Origin of the sequence: Pseudomonas sp. SJZ080 (genome assembly GCF_007828295.1) — a bacterium.
Taxonomy (GTDB): Bacteria; Pseudomonadota; Gammaproteobacteria; order Pseudomonadales; family Pseudomonadaceae; genus Aquipseudomonas; species Aquipseudomonas migulae_A.
The window spans coordinates 180,786-197,387 of the sequence record NZ_VIUK01000001.1 but is presented as its reverse complement, the minus strand read 5'-3'; the positions used below and the strand labels follow the sequence as shown (position 1 = coordinate 197,387).

At 60.2% G+C, this 16,602-nt stretch carries 15 protein-coding genes; 10 read left to right on the top strand and 5 right to left on the bottom strand.

What is annotated here, in order from left to right; all coding sequences use genetic code 11:
* Positions 1 to 94: 94 nt before the first annotated feature.
* A complete protein-coding gene (locus tag FBY04_RS00975) occupies positions 95 to 877 on the bottom strand; it encodes a thermonuclease family protein (RefSeq protein ID WP_145314402.1) in 783 nt (260 codons plus the stop codon).
* A gap of 41 nt (positions 878 to 918) precedes the next feature.
* Positions 919 to 1,137, bottom strand: coding sequence for a 50S ribosomal protein L31 (gene rpmE, locus FBY04_RS00970; RefSeq protein ID WP_084322552.1), 219 nt, complete (start codon positions 1,135 to 1,137; stop codon positions 919 to 921).
* Positions 1,138 to 1,426: 289 nt separating this feature from the next.
* Here rpmE and FBY04_RS00960 point away from each other — a divergent pair, with 289 nt between their 5' ends.
* From FBY04_RS00960 to FBY04_RS00915, 10 genes are all read left to right on the top strand, one after another.
* Positions 1,427 to 3,646, top strand: a complete 2,220-nt coding sequence (locus tag FBY04_RS00960) for a primosomal protein N' (protein ID WP_145314275.1) — start codon at positions 1,427 to 1,429, stop codon at positions 3,644 to 3,646.
* Positions 3,647 to 3,855: 209 nt separating this feature from the next.
* The gene (gene argS, locus FBY04_RS00955) at positions 3,856 to 5,592 is read left to right on the top strand and encodes an arginine--tRNA ligase (protein ID WP_084322550.1); all 1,737 of its coding nucleotides are present in this window, start codon (positions 3,856 to 3,858) and stop codon (positions 5,590 to 5,592) included.
* 1 nt (position 5,593) lies between these two features.
* Positions 5,594 to 6,292, top strand: a complete 699-nt coding sequence (locus FBY04_RS00950) for an SPOR domain-containing protein (protein ID WP_084322549.1) — start codon at positions 5,594 to 5,596, stop codon at positions 6,290 to 6,292.
* A gap of 230 nt (positions 6,293 to 6,522) precedes the next feature.
* Entirely contained in the window at positions 6,523 to 7,062 is a 540-nt protein-coding gene (hslV, locus tag FBY04_RS00945; protein WP_008025213.1) for an ATP-dependent protease subunit HslV, read from the top strand.
* Between the two features lie 53 nt (positions 7,063 to 7,115).
* Entirely contained in the window at positions 7,116 to 8,453 is a 1,338-nt protein-coding gene (gene hslU, locus FBY04_RS00940; RefSeq protein WP_084322548.1) for an ATP-dependent protease ATPase subunit HslU, read from the top strand.
* A gap of 117 nt (positions 8,454 to 8,570) precedes the next feature.
* Complete coding sequence (locus FBY04_RS00935) at positions 8,571 to 8,948, top strand: gamma-butyrobetaine hydroxylase-like domain-containing protein (protein ID WP_145314274.1); 378 nt, start codon at positions 8,571 to 8,573, stop codon at positions 8,946 to 8,948.
* Between the two features lie 259 nt (positions 8,949 to 9,207).
* The gene (gene phaC, locus FBY04_RS00930) at positions 9,208 to 10,887 is read left to right on the top strand and encodes a class II poly(R)-hydroxyalkanoic acid synthase (protein ID WP_145314273.1); all 1,680 of its coding nucleotides are present in this window, start codon (positions 9,208 to 9,210) and stop codon (positions 10,885 to 10,887) included.
* Positions 10,888 to 11,021: 134 nt separating this feature from the next.
* Positions 11,022 to 11,876, top strand: a complete 855-nt coding sequence (gene phaZ, locus FBY04_RS00925; RefSeq protein ID WP_084322545.1) for a poly(3-hydroxyalkanoate) depolymerase — start codon at positions 11,022 to 11,024, stop codon at positions 11,874 to 11,876.
* Positions 11,877 to 11,988: 112 nt separating this feature from the next.
* Positions 11,989 to 13,671: a class II poly(R)-hydroxyalkanoic acid synthase gene (gene phaC / locus FBY04_RS00920; RefSeq protein WP_084322544.1), complete on the top strand. Its 1,683-nt coding sequence runs from the start codon at positions 11,989 to 11,991 to the stop codon at positions 13,669 to 13,671.
* Positions 13,672 to 13,827: 156 nt separating this feature from the next.
* Positions 13,828 to 14,448: a TetR/AcrR family transcriptional regulator gene (locus FBY04_RS00915; RefSeq protein ID WP_017336107.1), complete on the top strand. Its 621-nt coding sequence runs from the start codon at positions 13,828 to 13,830 to the stop codon at positions 14,446 to 14,448.
* A gap of 199 nt (positions 14,449 to 14,647) precedes the next feature.
* Here the strand turns inward: FBY04_RS00915 and FBY04_RS00910 are convergent, their stop codons facing one another.
* The 3 genes from FBY04_RS00910 to FBY04_RS00895 form a co-directional block, all read right to left on the bottom strand.
* Complete coding sequence (locus FBY04_RS00910) at positions 14,648 to 15,520, bottom strand: phasin family protein (protein WP_145314272.1); 873 nt, start codon at positions 15,518 to 15,520, stop codon at positions 14,648 to 14,650.
* A 10-nt stretch (positions 15,521 to 15,530) separates the two neighbouring features.
* Positions 15,531 to 15,953, bottom strand: a complete 423-nt coding sequence (locus FBY04_RS00905) for a phasin family protein (protein WP_084322542.1) — start codon at positions 15,951 to 15,953, stop codon at positions 15,531 to 15,533.
* Positions 15,954 to 16,201: 248 nt separating this feature from the next.
* Positions 16,202 to 16,477 carry a polyhydroxyalkanoic acid system family protein gene (locus FBY04_RS00895; protein ID WP_017336104.1) on the bottom strand — a complete coding sequence of 92 codons (276 nt, stop codon included), beginning with the start codon at positions 16,475 to 16,477 and terminating at the stop codon, positions 16,202 to 16,204.
* Positions 16,478 to 16,602: the final 125 nt, after the last annotated feature.

The window sequence follows — 16,602 nt, the reverse complement described above, 5'->3', positions numbered from 1 at the left end:
TCAAGCGCCCGGTCCTACGACTTTGGGCCAAGAGCCACGAAACACAAGGGATAGACTGTTCACAATCGATATAAAAAATGTCTACAATTCTTTATCAGGGCGCCGCTTGCAGCATCGCCGGATCGGTCAACGGCAGGAGCCAGCGCGCCTGTTCCGGTTTCAACCCGCCACGACGAGAACGGTCCACGACCCAGCCACGCGCCTCGATCTGCTTGCCCTTCAGGCGTTCCAACGCCACGACATCGAACTGCCCCAACAAATTGGGTGCAACACGCAATACAAGCGAATCCTGCAATTCGATCCAAAGGCCGCCACGATTGCGTTGAACCTTGCTCACACGCCCGCTGACCACGGCGAAACCGGACGTATTGATCTGCTCCGCTTTCAGTACAGGTGACTGACGCCACACGCCGAGCCCGGCCTGCCGCGCACTGCGTTCCGCCGCTTGCTGACAGGTGACCAGATCGACATTCGGCGCGACCGCCACCTGAAACCCAAGGCCCTCGGCGAGCATCTGCGCTTCGAGGTTGACGCCATCGGCGCCATAGAGATGCGCAAGGGTGCGACCGTAGTGATCCTTGCTCTCTTTACCCGGTAGCACGCCGACCCGCCCGTCGCTCGCGACCACCAATGCTTCCAGACGCTTGCGCGCCGCCACGGCGAACGGCTCGTCGGATCTGCCCTGCTTGCCCAGTTCGGGCGTGTTCAAACCGATCATCCGCACACTGCGGCCATCGCTCAGGCGCACGGTGTCGCCATCCACCACCCGCTGCACCGCGACTGGCGTCATGCCATTCGGCACCGGGCAGAAAGCCTGGGCGCCTGAAAGCCAAATCGCGGACATAAAAAAGGCGCCCGCAAGGGACGCCTTTTTCATCAGTCTGGAGAAGCCGGAACGACTTTCCAAAATGATCGGCCTTAGGCCTTTTTCGCGCCGAAAGCACCGAAACGGTCTGCGAAGCGCTGAACGCGGCCGCCAGTGTCCAGAGTCTTCTGCTTACCGGTGTAGAACGGGTGGCACTCGTTGCAAACGTCGATCGGCAGAGCTTTGCCGAAGGTCGAACGAGTTTCGAACTTGTTGCCACAGCTGCAAGTAACAGCAATGACTGGATAATCTGGATGGATATCAGCTTTCATGGTGTCTTCCTCGGGCTGCGTGCCGCCACCCAACACTATTGTTGAATACCGCACGTAATTAGGCCGCGGATTCTACCAGACAATCTCAATCACGCAAGCTGTCGCCAAGACCGACCGTCTGCTAGGCTCCCGACCCAAAGCACACCCCCTGTGGGAGCGGGCTTGCTCGCGAAAGCGGTGTATCAGTCAACATTTACATCGCCTGACACACCGCTTTCGCGAGCAAGCCCGCTCCCACAGGTCATGCGTCCGTTCTTCCGTTTTTGCCCGCCCAAAGAGAATCCCCCGCGTGCCCAACGCCATCCTGCGCCTAGCCCTGCCTTCGCCCCTGCGCCGCCTGTTCGACTACCGAGCTCCGGCCGGGGTCTTGCGCGCCCAGTTGCACCCGGGCATGCGCCTGCGGGTGCCGTTCGGCCGGCGGGAAATGATAGGGATTCTGGTGGAGGTTACCGATACCAGTGACGTGCCGGCAGAGAAGCTCAAGCCAGCCCTGGCGCTGCTCGACGCAACGCCGCCCTTGCCGCCGGCCCTGTTCAAGCTCTGCCTGTGGACCTCTCAGTATTATCAGCACAGCCTCGGCGACACCTTGAGTTGGGCGCTGCCTGTGTTGTTACGCCAGGGCGAACTGGCTGAAGCGCGCCAGGAACGCTTCTGGTCTGCCGCGCCCGGCGCCAGCCTCGATGACCCGCGCATTGCCCGCGCCCCGCGTCAGCGCGAGGCGCTGGCGACCCTGGCCCAGCATCCCCACGGCGTCGCTCATCAATTGCTGAGCAAACTGATGCTGAGCAAGGACAGTCTCGACCTGCTGCTGGCCAAGGACCTGGTGCAAGTGGAAATCCGCAAGCATGCCCCCGGCGCCCGTCACGAGCATTGGCTGGCGCAACCGGAATTGCCGCTCAACCCTGAGCAACGCGCCGCCTATGAAGCGATTCGCGCCGGGTTCGACAGTTATCACGCGTTCCTGCTGGCCGGTGTCACCGGGAGCGGCAAGACTGAAGTCTATTTGCAGTTGATCCGCGAAACCCTTGAAGCCGGCAAGCAGGCGCTGGTGCTGATCCCGGAGATCAACCTCGGCCCGCAAACCCTGGCGCGCTTCGAGCAGCGCTTCAATGCGCGCATTGCGCTGATCCACTCGGCGGTCAACGATCGCGAGCGCCTCGAAGCCTGGCTCGCCGCCCGTGACGGCGACGCCGACATTATTATCGGCACCCGTTCCGCGCTGTTCACACCGATGAAAAACCCTGGCCTGATCATCATCGACGAAGAGCACGATGGCTCCTATAAACAGCAGGAAGGCCTGCGCTATCACGCCCGCGACCTGGCATTGGTGCGCGCACGGCAGGAAAACATCCCGATCGTGCTCGGTTCCGCCACGCCTTCGCTCGAAAGCCTGCACAACGCCTACACCGGTCGGTATGGTCTCCTGCGCCTGAACGAGCGCGCCGGTGGCGCCAAGCAGCCGCGATTCCTTCGTCTGGATGTGAAAAGTCGCCCGCTCGACAGCGGCATTTCCGGGCCAATGCAGCAAGCCATCGGTCAGACTCTGGCCGCCGGCCAGCAAGTGCTGGTGTTCCTCAACCGCCGAGGATTTGCCCCCACCCTGCTTTGTCATGACTGTGGCTGGATGTCCGAATGCCAGCGTTGCGATGCGCGAATGACCGTGCACCAGCGCTCCGGCGAACTGCGCTGCCACCATTGTGGCTACGTCGAGCGCGTGCCCCGGCATTGTCCGAAATGCGGCAAGGTCGACTTGCGGCCCGTCGGCGCTGGCACCGAACGTGCCGAAGAACGTCTGGCCATTCTGTTTCCGGATGTTCCGGTGCTGCGGGTCGACCGCGACAGCACATCGCGCAAAGACGCGATGAATCAGTTGTTCGCGACCATTCAGAAGGGTCAGCCGTGCATCCTGGTGGGCACGCAGATGCTTGCCAAAGGGCATCACTTTCCACGGGTAACGCTGGTGTCGATTCTCGACGCCGACGGTGGGTTGTTCTCCGGCGACTTCCGCGCCAGCGAGCGCATGGCGCAGTTGATCGTCCAGGTGGCCGGGCGTGCGGGACGGGCTGAAGAGCCGGGCAAGGTGATTATCCAGACGCATCTGGCGGACCATCCGCTGCTGGTGCAACTGACCGAACAAGGCTATTTCGCCTTCGCCGAACAGGCGTTGAGCGAGCGGCGCTCTGCCGGTTTGCCGCCGTTTGCACATCTGGCGCTGTTGCGGGCCGAAGCGCACAAACCGGGGCAGGCCGAAGGTTTTCTCGATGAGGCGTGCAGCGAGGCGGAACGTTTGCTGGCAGAACATAATCTGACCGGGATCGAATTGCTCGGGCCGGTGCCGGCACCGATGGAACGCCGAGCAGGGCGTTATCGGGCGCAATTGTTGTTGCAGGCTACGGCCCGGGCGCCGCTGCATCGGTTACTGGCCAGTTGGTTGCTGGTGCTGGAGCAGATGCCGAGCGGGCGGGCGGTACGTTGGTCGCTGGATGTTGACCCGGTGGATTTGTATTAAAGATCAAAAGATCGCAGCCTTCGGCAGCTCCTACAGGGGAACGCGCTCTACGCAGGAGCTGCCGAAGGCTGCGATCTTTGCCGCTTTTGTCACCACATATCCACAACCTGCCCGCTATAGTTGGCAAGCCCGCCTTCGCAACGGATAATGCCCAGTTTTTCCACCAGCGCATCGAAGCGCCGCCGCGCTTGCGGTCGAAAGAGAAGACCATGAAAGACACCATTCGCCAGCTGATCCAACAAGCCATCACCCAACTCGTCAACGAAGGTGTGTTGCCTGAAGGCCTGTCGCCGGCGATCCAGGTGGAAAACTCCCGCGACAAGAAGAACGGCGACTTCGCCAGCAACATCGCCATGATGCTGGCCAAGCCGGCCGGCATGAAGCCGCGTGACCTGGCCGAGAAAATCATCGCCGCACTGCCGGCCGACGAGAACGTCACCAAGACCGAAATCGCCGGCCCCGGCTTCCTGAACTTCTTCCAGAACACCCAGGCCCTGGCCTCGCGCCTTGACGCCGCACTGGCGGACGAACACATCGGCGTGCGCAAGGCGGGTCCGGTGCAGCGCACCGTGGTTGACCTGTCCGCCCCCAACCTCGCCAAAGAGATGCACGTCGGCCACTTGCGCTCGACCATCATCGGCGACGGCGTGGCCCGCGTGCTGGAGTTCCTCGGTGACGAAGTGATCCGTCAGAACCACGTCGGCGACTGGGGCACCCAGTTCGGCATGCTGATGGCCTACCTGCAAGAAAACCCGATTACCAGCGACGAGCTGTCGGACCTGGAAAACTTCTACCGCGCCGCCAAGCAACGCTTCGATGAATCCGAAGAGTTCGCCGACCGCGCCCGTGGCCTGGTGGTCAAGCTGCAAGCCGGCGACCCGGACTGCCTGGCGCTGTGGACCAAGTTCAAGGACATCTCGCTGTCCCACTGCCAGAAAATCTACGAACTGCTGAACGTCAAACTGACCATGGCCGACGTGATGGGCGAAAGCGCCTATAACGACGACCTGATCAATGTGGTCAACGACCTCAAGGCTGCCGGCATGCTGGTCGAGAGCAATGGCGCGCAGTGCGTGTTCCTCGACGAGTTCAAAAATGCTGACGGCGACCCGCTGCCGGTGATCATCGTCAAGGCTGATGGCGGCTACCTCTACGCCACCACCGACCTGGCAGCCGTGCGTTATCGCAGCGGCAAGCTCAAGGCGGATCGCGCGCTGTACTTTGTCGACCAGCGCCAGGCCCTGCATTTCCAGCAAGTGTTCGCAGTCGCCCGCAAGGCCGGCTTCGTGACGCACCCGATGGAAATGGAACACATGGGCTTCGGCACCATGAACGGCGCCGATGGCCGTCCATTCAAGACCCGTGACGGCGGCACCGTGAAACTGATCGACTTGCTGACCGAAGCCCAGGAACGCGCCTACACCCTGGTGAAGGACAAGAACCCGGAGCTGGCCGAGGCCGAACTGCGCAACATCGCCAAAGTCGTGGGCATTGGCGCAGTGAAATACGCCGACCTGTCCAAACACCGCACCAGCGATTACAGCTTCAACTTCGACCTGATGCTGAACTTCGAAGGCAACACCGCGCCGTACCTGCTGTACGCCTACACTCGCGTGGCCGGTGTGTTCCGCAAGCTCGGCAAAGACTTCAGCGAAGTCGAAGGGCAGATCGTCCTTGAGGCTGCGCATGAACATGAGCTGGCGGCAAAACTCGCGCAGTTCGGTGAAATACTGAACAACGTGTCCGAGAAAGGCACCCCGCACATCCTCTGCACCTACCTGTACGACGTTGCCGGCCTGTTCTCCAGTTTCTACGAGAACTGCCCGATCCTCAGTGCTGAAACCCCGGCGCAAATGCAAAGCCGTCTGCGCCTTGCCGCGCTGACCGGCCGCACTCTCAAGCAAGGCCTGGAACTCTTGGGTCTGGAAACTCTGGAGCGTATGTAAGTTGGCTGCCAAGAAAAAACCTGCACCCAAGCGTGGCGCCAGCCGTTACCAAGCTCCTGCAAAGCAACCGATCCCGGGCTGGCTGTGGATGGCCATCGGCCTGACGGTCGGCGCGTTCATTGTGTTCCTGATGAAACTGGAGCCGGGCAAGGGCAGCGAGAGCGTCAAGCGCGAAAAGATCGAGCAGCAGAAAGCCACCAAGATCGCCGAGGCCAACAAGACCCCGCCGAGCCCGACGCAACCGGTGAAGCCGAAGTACGACTTCTACACCCTGCTGCCGGAATCGGAAGTGATCGTTCCGCCGGATGCCGTGCCGGAAAAAACCCCGCCGACGCCGGCTGTACCGACTACGCCGGTAACGCCAGCGGAAGCGGCGAAGATCGACACCGCACGCGCCCAGGCAGCATTGGCCGGCATCACCCCGCCGCCGCCACCGCCCGTGGCCAAGGCAGCGCCGGTGACCAAGTTCTTCCTGCAGGCCGGCTCATTCCGCAAGGAAGCCGATGCGGACAAGGTGCGTGCGCAGATCATCCTGCTCGGGCAGGCGGTGGCGGTTGAATCCGGCACGGTGAAGGACGAGACCTGGTATCGGGTGCTGGTCGGGCCGTTCAGCAACCGTGAACAACTGACCACAGCGCAGAAACAACTGTCCGGCGCTGGCTTCAGCAACCTGTTGTTACAACAACGCCAGAACCGCTGATGCCGTCAGCCGCACCGCGTTATCGTTCATCGCCAGCAAGCCGGCTCCTACAGGACCTATGCGAATCCCTGTAGGAGCCGGCTTGCTGGCGATGGCGTCAGAACAAACAACACACCCCTCCCGCCAAAACACCGCTCGTCCCCTCTCCAACCCCGCAGTTGAAAAACGCCCCACCACCCCCATATGAGTTGGCATAAGGCATTTTCGCCCCGCTGCGTGGAGACTCTCCCTTGACCACCATCGTTTCAGTTCGCCGCCACGGCAAAGTCGTCATGGGCGGCGACGGCCAGGTTTCTCTCGGCAATACCGTGATGAAAGGCAACGCGAAGAAAGTTCGTCGCCTGTACCACGGCGAAGTCCTCGCTGGATTTGCCGGCGCCACGGCTGACGCCTTTACTCTTTTCGAACGTTTCGAGGGTCAACTGGAGAAACACCAGGGCCATCTCGTTCGCGCCGCCGTCGAACTCGCCAAAGAATGGCGCACCGACCGCACCCTCAGCCGCCTCGAAGCCATGCTCGCGGTCGCCAACAAAGACGCGTCCCTGATCATCACTGGCAACGGCGACGTTGTTGAACCTGAACAAGGCCTGATTGCCATGGGTTCCGGTGGCGCCTACGCCCAGGCGGCCGCCAGTGCGCTGCTGAAGAAAACCGACCTGTCAGCCCGGGAAATCGTCGAAACCGCCCTGGGCATTGCCGGCGACATCTGTGTATTCACCAACCACACCCAGACCATTGAGGAGCAGGACTGCGCCAAAGGCGACGAGTAAGTCTGTTACGGCTCCTGCCACGACTCTTCTTGTTTAAGGTCCGTCAAAATATTATGTCCATGACTCCCCGTGAAATCGTCCACGAACTCAATCGCCACATCATTGGCCAGGACGATGCCAAGCGCGCCGTCGCCATCGCGTTGCGTAACCGCTGGCGCCGGATGCAGCTGCCGGAAGAGCTGCGCGTTGAAGTCACGCCAAAGAACATCCTGATGATCGGCCCGACCGGTGTCGGTAAAACCGAGATCGCCCGTCGCCTGGCCAAACTGGCCAACGCGCCGTTCATCAAAGTCGAAGCGACCAAGTTCACCGAAGTCGGCTACGTCGGCCGCGATGTCGAGTCGATCATTCGTGACCTGGCTGACGCCGCCATCAAACTGCTGCGCGAACAGGAAATGACCAAGGTTCGCCACCGTGCCGAAGACGCCGCCGAAGAGCGCATCCTCGACGCCCTGCTGCCACCGGCGCGCATGGGTTTCAACAACGATGACACCCCGTCGGCCGACTCCAACACCCGCCAGCTGTTCCGCAAGCGCCTGCGCGAAGGTCAACTGGATGACAAGGAGATCGAAATCGAAGTCGCCGAAGTGGCCGGCGTCGATATCTCCGCGCCACCGGGCATGGAAGAAATGACCAACCAGTTGCAGAGCCTGTTCGCCAACATGGGCAAGGGCAAACGCAAGAGCCGCAAGCTCAAGGTCAAGGAAGCGCTGAAACTGGTCCGCGACGAAGAAGCCAGCCGCCTGGTCAACGATGAAGAGCTGAAGGCCAAGGCACTGGAAGCGGTCGAGCAACACGGCATTGTGTTCATCGATGAAATCGACAAGGTGGCCAAGCGCGGTAATTCCGGCGGCGTCGACGTGTCCCGTGAAGGCGTACAGCGCGACCTGCTGCCGCTGATCGAAGGCTGCACCGTCAACACCAAACTGGGCATGGTCAAGACCGACCACATCCTGTTCATCGCTTCCGGTGCGTTTCACTTGAGCAAGCCGAGCGACCTGGTGCCTGAGTTGCAAGGTCGTCTGCCGATCCGTGTCGAGCTGAAGGCGCTGACGCCTGAAGACTTCGAACGCATTCTCAGCGAGCCGCACGCGTCGCTCACCGAGCAATATTGCGCACTGCTGAAAACCGAAGGCCTGGCCATCGAGTTCCAGCCGGACGGCATCAAGCGCATCGCCGAGATCGCCTGGCAGGTCAACGAGAAGACCGAGAACATCGGTGCCCGTCGCCTGCACACCTTGCTTGAGCGACTGCTCGAAGAGGTGTCGTTCAGCGCAGGTGACCTGGCCAGCGCCCACGACGGCAAGGTCATCCTGATCGACGCCGACTACGTCAACAGCCACCTCGGTGAATTGGCGCAGAACGAAGACCTGTCCCGTTATATCCTGTAGGTATGCCACCTCCTGCAGGAGCAGGCTTACTGGCGATGGCGTACTTGAAATCGCCATCGCCAGCAAGCCGGCTCCTACAGAGGTTCAGACCTTGCGCTTAAGTACGGACTTCAGGTCATGACCCAACTTCCTACCGACATCAAACTGCACAAAGCCTCGAAAACCCTGTCGCTGAAATACACGTCCGGCGAGGAACATCACCTGCCCGCCGAGTTCCTGCGCGTGCACTCTCCTTCCGCCGAGGTCCAGGGCCACGGCAAACCTATCCTGCAATTTGGCAAGATCGGCGTAGGCCTGACCAAAGTAGAACCGGCCGGTCAGTACGCACTGAAATTGACCTTCGACGATGGCCACGACAGCGGCCTGTTCACCTGGGATTACTTGTATCAACTGGGCGTGCGTCAGGAGGATCTCTGGAACGATTATCTTGCCGAACTGAAAGCGGCCGGAAAGACCCGCGACCCGAACGAGTCTGTCGTCAAGCTGATGCTCTAGCCCAGGCCTCTTGCGCTTTAGAGGGCATTTTCTAATTTCATCTGTTTGAATGCTTGGCCGCGAGGCCAGTCATTGGCCTGCTTGCGAAAAAAATTAAACTCGGGTAACCAATGGAGCTGGCAAGTTCCCTGCAGTGCTCTCTGCGAACAAAAAGCAGCGATGCAGAATTAACGGTCACCCGAGCAGTAGTACCTGGCATTGGCTGTGTACTTACACAGCTGGACCCTGGTACTCGTCTCAGGACAATGGAGCGTCGTAGATGAGTAACAAGAATAACGATGACTTGAAGTATCAGGCCTCGGAAAACACTTTGGGGCTGAATCCTGTCGTTGGGCTGCGTGGAAAGGATCTACTGGCTTCTGCTCGAATGGTGCTCAGGCAGGCCATCAGGCAACCGGTGCATAGCGCCAGGCATGTCGCTCATTTCGGCCTTGAACTCAAGAACGTGCTGTTTGGCAAATCCGAGCTGCAACCGACCAGCGATGACCGTCGCTTCCACGATCCGGCCTGGAGCCAGAACCCGCTCTACAAACGTTATCTGCAAACTTACCTGGCGTGGCGCAAGGAACTCCACGACTGGATCGACGACAGCAACCTCGGGCCCAAGGATGTGGCGCGCGGACACTTCGTGATCAACCTCATGACCGAAGCCATGGCCCCGACCAACAGTGCGGCCAACCCGGCGGCGGTCAAACGCTTCTTCGAAACCGGTGGCAAGAGCCTGCTCGACGGCCTCTCGCACCTGGCCAAGGATCTGGTGCACAACGGCGGTATGCCGAGCCAGGTCAACATGGGCGCGTTCGAAGTCGGCAAGAGCCTGGGCGTGACCGAAGGCGCGGTGGTGTTTCGCAACGATGTGCTGGAGCTGATCCAGTACCGGCCGACCACCGAGCAGGTGCACGAGCGCCCATTGCTGGTAGTGCCACCGCAGATCAACAAGTTCTATGTGTTCGACCTGAGCCCGGACAAAAGCCTGGCGCGTTTCTGCCTGCGCAATCACGTGCAGACCTTCATCGTCAGCTGGCGCAACCCGACCAAGGAGCAGCGCGAGTGGGGCCTTTCGACCTACATCGAAGCCCTCAAGGAAGCGGTCGACGCGGTCACCGCGATCACCGGCAGCAAAGACGTGAACATGCTCGGCGCCTGCTCGGGCGGCATCACCTGCACCGCGCTGCTGGGCCACTACGCCGCGATCGGCGAGAAGAAGGTCAACGCCCTCACCTTGCTGGTGAGCGTGCTGGACACCACGCTGGACAGCGACGTGGCCCTGTTCGTCGACGAGCAGACCCTCGAAGCCGCCAAGCGCCATTCCTATCAGGCCGGCGTGCTGGAAGGCCGAGACATGGCGAAGGTGTTCGCCTGGATGCGCCCCAATGACCTGATCTGGAACTACTGGGTCAACAACTACCTGCTCGGCAACGAGCCGCCGGTGTTCGACATCCTGTTCTGGAACAACGACACCACACGATTGCCCGCCGCGTTCCACGGCGACCTGATCGAGATGTTCAAAAACAATCCGCTGATCCGCCCGAATGCACTGGAAGTGTGCGGCACACCGATCGACCTGAAGCAGGTCACTGCCGACATCTACTCCCTGGCCGGCACTAACGACCACATCACGCCGTGGAAGTCCTGCTACAAGTCGGCGCAATTGTTTGGCGGCAAAGTCGAGTTCGTGCTGTCCAGCAGCGGGCACATCCAGAGCATCCTGAACCCGCCGGGCAATCCGAAATCGCGTTACATGACCAGTGCTGAAATGCCGGTAAAGGCCGAGGACTGGCAAGAAAACTCGACCAAACACACCGACTCCTGGTGGCTGCACTGGCAGGCCTGGCAAGCGGATCGTTCGGGCGAACTGAAAAAAGCTCCGACAAAACTGGGCAACAAGGCTTATCCCGCTGGCGAAGCAGCACCAGGCACTTACGTACACGAACGCTAAATGTCCCCCGACCCGTAGGAGCCGGCTTGCTGGCGATCGCATCACCGCGGTGAAACTGTGAAACCGTGGTGTTGCGATCGCCAGCAAACCGGCTCCTACAGAATGGGGGCCGATCCACTTACAGGGCTTGAAGCATGCCGCAACCGTTCATTTTTCGTACCGTCGACCTGGATGGCCAGACCCTCCGCACGGCGGTACGCCCCGGCAAGCCTCACTTGACGCCCTTGCTGATTTTCAATGGCATCGGCGCCAACCTGGAGCTGGTGTTTCCGTTCGTCGCGGCGCTGGACCCGGACCTCGAAGTCATCGCTTTCGATGTCCCGGGTGTTGGCGGTTCGTCGACGCCGAACCGGCCCTATCGTTTTCCGGGCCTGGCCAAACTCACGGCGCGGATGCTCGACTACCTCGATTACGGGAAAGTCAACGTGATCGGTGTGTCGTGGGGGGGCGCTCTCGCCCAGCAGTTTGCTTACGACTATCCCGAGCGCTGCAAGAAACTGGTGCTGGCAGCGACGGCGGCGGGTGCGGTAATGGTGCCGGGCAAGCCGAAAGTGCTGTGGATGATGGCCAGCCCGCGGCGCTACATCCAGCCCTCCCACGTGATTCGCATTGCGCCGATGATCTACGGCGGCTCGTTCCGTCGCGATCCGACACTCGCCGCCAGCCATGCTGCAAAAGTGCGTTCGGCGGGCAAGCTCGGTTACTACTGGCAGCTGTTCGCCGGCCTCGGCTGGACCAGCATTCACTGGCTGCACAAGATCCATCAGCCGACGCTGGTGCTGGCGGGTGACGACGATCCGCTGATCCCGTTGATCAACATGCGCGTGCTGGCCTGGCGGATTCCCAATGCCCAGCTGCACATCATCGATGACGGTCATCTGTTCCTGATCACCCGCGCCGAGGCCGTGGCGCCGATCATCATGAAATTTCTCGAGGAAGAACGGCAGCGCGCGGTGATGCATCCACACCCGGCACCATTGGGCGGTTAGCCGGCTCATCGTCGGTCGGCAGGACGCCGCACCGCGCAACAACCCGTTACAGCGTCTATGGTGTTCTGGTTAAGTGTTTGTATTCGGCTTGAAGACGAAGGAGTGTTGAGTCATGCGCGATAAACCAGCGAGGGAATCTTTACCTACTCCCGCCGCGTTCATCAACGCACAGAGTGCGATTACCGGCCTGCGGGGTCGGGATCTGATATCGACCCTGCGCAGTGTCGCCGCCCATGGTTTGCGCAACCCGGTGCACAGCGCCCGCCATGCATTGAAGCTGGGCGGTCAATTGGGGCGGGTGTTGCTGGGCGAAACCTTGCACCCGACCAACCCGCAGGACAGTCGTTTTGCCGACCCGGCCTGGAGCCTCAACCCGTTCTATCGCCGCAGCCTGCAGGCGTACCTGAGTTGGCAGAAGCAGGTCAAAAGCTGGATCGACGAAAGCAACATGAATCCGGACGATCGCGCCCGCGCCCACTTCGCGTTCGCCTTGCTCAACGACGCGGTGTCACCGTCCAACACCCTGCTCAATCCGCTGGCAATCAAGGAGATTTTCAACTCCGGCGGCAACAGCCTGGTGCGCGGCATCAGTCATCTGGTCGATGATTTCCTGCACAACGACGGCCTGCCCAGGCAAGTCACCAAACAGGCATTCGAGGTCGGCAAAACGGTCGCCACCACCACCGGCTCCGTGGTGTTTCGCAATGAGTTGCTGGAGCTGATCCAGTACAAGCCGATGAGCGAGAAGCAGTATTCAAAGCCGCTGCTGGTGGTGCCGCCACAGATCAACAAGTACTACATTTTCGACCTGAGCCCGAGTAACAGCTTCGTTCAGTTCGCCCTGAAAAACGGCCTGCAGACCTTCATGATCAGTTGGCGCAACCCGGATGTGCGCCATCGCGAGTGGGGCCTGTCGACCTACGTCGAAGCCGTGGAAGAAGCGATGAACGTGTGCCGGGCGATCACCGGCGCCCGCGAAGTCAACCTGATGGGCGCCTGCGCCGGCGGGCTGACCATCGCCGCGCTGCAAGGTCATTTGCAAGCCAAGCGGCAACTGCGTCGGGTATCCAGCGCGACCTATCTGGTGAGCCTGCTCGACAGCCAGATGGAGAGCCCCGCGACTCTTTTCGCCGACGAGCAAACCCTGGAAGCAGCCAAGCGTCGGTCCTATCAGAAGGGAGTGCTGGACGGCCGCGACATGGCCAAGGTCTTTGCCTGGATGCGCCCCAACGATTTGATCTGGAGCTACTTCGTCAACAACTACCTGTTGGGCAAGGAGCCGCCGGCGTTCGACATTCTCTACTGGAACAACGACAACACGCGTCTGCCGGCAGCCTTTCACGGCGACCTGCTGGACTTCTTCAAGCACAACCCGCTGAGTCATCCGGGCGGTCTTGAAGTGTGCGGCACGCCGATCGATTTGCAGAAAGTCACCGTCGACAGCTTCAGCGTGGCCGGCATCAACGACCACATCACCCCGTGGGATGCGGTGTATCGCTCGACGCTGCTGCTGGGTGGCGAGCGGCGCTTCGTGCTGTCCAACAGCGGGCATGTGCAGAGCATCCTCAACCCGCCTTCCAACCCGAAAGCCAATTTCATCGAAAGCACGAAACTGAGCGGCGATCCCCGGGCCTGGTATTACGACGCCAAGCAAGTCGACGGCAGTTGGTGGACGCAATGGCTGGGCTGGATTCAGGAACGCTCGGGCGCGCAGAAAGAAACCCACATGGCGCTCGGCAACCAGAACTATCCACCGATGGAGGCGGCACCCGGTACTTACGTGCGCGTGCGCTGACACTCAATACACCACGACGGGTGCTCACCCTGCAGGAGCCGGCTTGCTGGCGATCGCATCACCGCGGCATCACGAGCCACCGCGGTGGTGCGATCGCCAGCAAGCCGGCTCCTGCGGGTTTGAACCTGGTTGTGGCATGACCATTAAGAAGACTGGATGAAAACCCGCGACCGGATCCTCGAATGTGCCCTGCAGTTGTTTAACCAGAAGGGCGAACCGAACGTCTCCACCATGGAAGTTGCCAACGAAATGGGCATCAGCCCGGGCAACCTCTACTACCACTTCCACGGCAAGGAACCGCTGATTCTCGGGTTGTTCGAGCGTTTCCAGGCGGAGCTTGCGCCGCTGCTCGATCCGCCGTCCGACGTGGAACTGGCCCCTGAAGACTATTGGCTGTTTCTGCATTTGATCGTCGAGCGCCTGGCTCATTACCGGTTTCTGTTCCAGGACCTGTCGAACCTCGCCGGTCGATTGCCGAAACTGGCCAAAGGGATACGCAACCTGCTCAATGCACTGAAGCGCACGCTGGCTTCATTGCTGGCGCGGCTGAAGGCTCAAGGGCTGTTGGTCAGCGACACGCAGGCGTTGGGGCAACTGGTGGAGCAGATCACCATGACGCTGCTGTTCTCGCTGGACTATCAGCGGATTCTGGATCGTGAGGGTGAGGTGAGGCTGGTGGTGTATCAGATCATGATGCTGGTGGCGCCGCATCTGCTGCCGCCGATCAAGGTCGCGACCGAACAACTGGCACTCCAATACCTCGAAGAACACGAATAACTGAATTTCGGTTGTACACAAAACAAATGTGGGAGCGGGCTTGCTCGCGAATACGGCGTGTCAGACGACATCAATGCTGAATGACACACCGCATTCGCGAGCAAGCCCGCTCCCACATTGGATCTGCGGTGTTCATGGAAACGTGCATAAACAAAAACGCCCGACCTTTGCAGGCCGGGCGTTTTTTTGAGCCCTGAAATCAGGACTGACTGGTTGGCGTCGATGGAGTTGGCGCGGCAGTCGGGGTTGCAGCAGGGGTCGGCGCGGTAGCAGAGTTCGATGTGCTGACCGGAGTCGACGGGGTTGCCGGTTTGGCGGCAGCCACTGCTGGTTTTGGTGCAGCGGCTTTCGGCGCTGCCGGTTTTTTCACTGCCGGCTTCTTCGCTGCGGCAGGTTTTGCCGCGGGCTTGGCTGCCGGTTTGGCGGCTGCGGCTTTCGCCGCCGGTTTGGCAGCTGGCTTGGCGGCTGGTTTTGCTGCTGCTTTGGCGGCGGCCGGTTTGGCCGCTGCCTTGGCTGCTGCAGGTTTGGCTGCGGCAGTTTTGGCCGCTGGTTTGGCAGCCGGTTTAGCAGCCGGTTTAGCGGCCGCTTTTGCCAGTGGCTTGGCGGCCGTTTTAGCAGCCGGTTTGGCCGCTGCGGTTTTCGCCGCAACAGGCGCAACCTTGGCACCGGTGAGTCTTTCGATTTGCTTGGTCAGGGTATCGACCTTGCTGTGCAGCGCTTTCACTTCGTTACGGCTTGGTACACCCAGGCGCGAAATGGCGCTGTTCAGGCGCTTGTCGAAAGCGCCTTCCAGCTCATCCCACTTGCCCAGCGCACGATCTTTCACGCCACTGATGCGCGACTTGGCCGAGGAAGCGGAATCCTTGACGTCATCGACTTTTTTGCCGACAGCGTTCTTGGTGAGCTTCTCGGCTTTCTCGCCGTCTTTGACCAATGCATCGAAGAGCTTGCTGCCGTCAGTGTCGATCTTCGAGTACACGCCTAAACCAGCCAGCCAGATTTTGCGGGAGTAGTCTTCGACTTTCCCAATCCACGAGCTGCCTTCTTTTTCGGTGTTCTTTTTACCAGCCATCCCGTTCTCCTTAAGATTTACGCGCGACGCGTTCGAGCAATGCCGTCAGCTCATCGAGCTTAGCAGAGAGTGTCTCAACGTCATGTTTAGACGGAATGCCGATACGATTCAAGGCACTTGCAACACGCGAGTCAAAAGCCTTCTCGACCTTGTCGAGTTGAAGTTCGACCTTGCCTTTGAATGTGCTCACTTCACTCTTGGCTTCATCGATCTCGGCGTTAGCGGCTTCAAGTTTCTCGGCAACTACTTTTTTGCCTTTTTTTTCAACGGTTTGACCCGCCTTCACCAACTCTTGAAAGTACTCGCTGCCCTCTTGGCCGACCTTGGTGTAGGCCCCCAGGCCTGCCAGCCAGATCTTGCGGGCATAGGATTTGACGTCGCTCAGAGCGGTTGTCGAAGCGTCGATTTTTTTCTTCAAAATAACTTTGGCCATGGTGCACCTCACGCGCAGAAGGTTTGAGGAACTGCCCGCGAAAGTGTCGGGCTCATGCACAAAGTAGGGAGAAAAATTAGAAACGGCACCCTAACAACTGACATAAACCTTTGGATTCACCACAAACAAATGTGGGAGCGGGCTTGCTCGCGAAAGCGTCATGCCAGTCGACATCTCAGTCAACTGACAGGCTGCATTCGCGAGCAAGCCCGCTCCCACATGATCGTATTCCAAGGGAACAATCGGATTTACGCGAGGGCTTTATCGAGCGCCTTTTCGATTTCCGATTTGATCATGCCGCTCATGGCCGACATCATCAGGCCCAACTCCACATCGACGCGGATCGAATCTTCGCTGACATGCACCGCACCTTTCACACCCGAGCGCTTGAGGTTCAAGGTGTCGCCAGACCACTGCGGCTCCAGGCCATATTGATCGGACAGCTTCTGCGCCAATTGGTCGGCCTTCTCTCGGGCCGCTTCCTTGCCCAGGCCGTGGGCACGTTCAACACTAATACGGGCCATCGAATGACTCCTGCTTTATGGATACTTTCCTGAAGCATCTTGACCGCTGCTGCGGCAAAACGTCCTGGCGGTTACCTATCTTACCTTCAGCCTTGCCAAGACAAAGCAAGCCACCGGGATTAGAA

Excerpts from the sequence above, each read along its gene's own strand:
- FBY04_RS00895 (WP_017336104.1), bottom strand. The coding sequence starts at position 16,477 with ATGGCCCGTATTAGTGTTGAACGTGCCCACGGCCTGGGCAAGGAAGCG.
- phaZ (WP_084322545.1), top strand. The coding sequence starts at position 11,022 with ATGCCGCAACCGTTCATTTTTCGTACCGTCGACCTGGATGGCCAGACC.
- phaC (WP_145314273.1), top strand. The coding sequence starts at position 9,208 with ATGAGTAACAAGAATAACGATGACTTGAAGTATCAGGCCTCGGAAAAC.
- FBY04_RS00910 (WP_145314272.1), bottom strand. The coding sequence starts at position 15,520 with ATGGCTGGTAAAAAGAACACCGAAAAAGAAGGCAGCTCGTGGATTGGG.
- argS (WP_084322550.1), top strand. The coding sequence starts at position 3,856 with ATGAAAGACACCATTCGCCAGCTGATCCAACAAGCCATCACCCAACTC.
- FBY04_RS00915 (WP_017336107.1), top strand. The coding sequence starts at position 13,828 with ATGAAAACCCGCGACCGGATCCTCGAATGTGCCCTGCAGTTGTTTAAC.
- FBY04_RS00975 (WP_145314402.1), bottom strand. The coding sequence starts at position 877 with ATGAAAAAGGCGTCCCTTGCGGGCGCCTTTTTTATGTCCGCGATTTGG.
- FBY04_RS00905 (WP_084322542.1), bottom strand. The coding sequence starts at position 15,953 with ATGGCCAAAGTTATTTTGAAGAAAAAAATCGACGCTTCGACAACCGCT.
- rpmE (WP_084322552.1), bottom strand. The coding sequence starts at position 1,137 with ATGAAAGCTGATATCCATCCAGATTATCCAGTCATTGCTGTTACTTGC.
- FBY04_RS00935 (WP_145314274.1), top strand. The coding sequence starts at position 8,571 with ATGACCCAACTTCCTACCGACATCAAACTGCACAAAGCCTCGAAAACC.
- phaC (WP_084322544.1), top strand. The coding sequence starts at position 11,989 with ATGCGCGATAAACCAGCGAGGGAATCTTTACCTACTCCCGCCGCGTTC.
- hslU (WP_084322548.1), top strand. The coding sequence starts at position 7,116 with ATGTCCATGACTCCCCGTGAAATCGTCCACGAACTCAATCGCCACATC.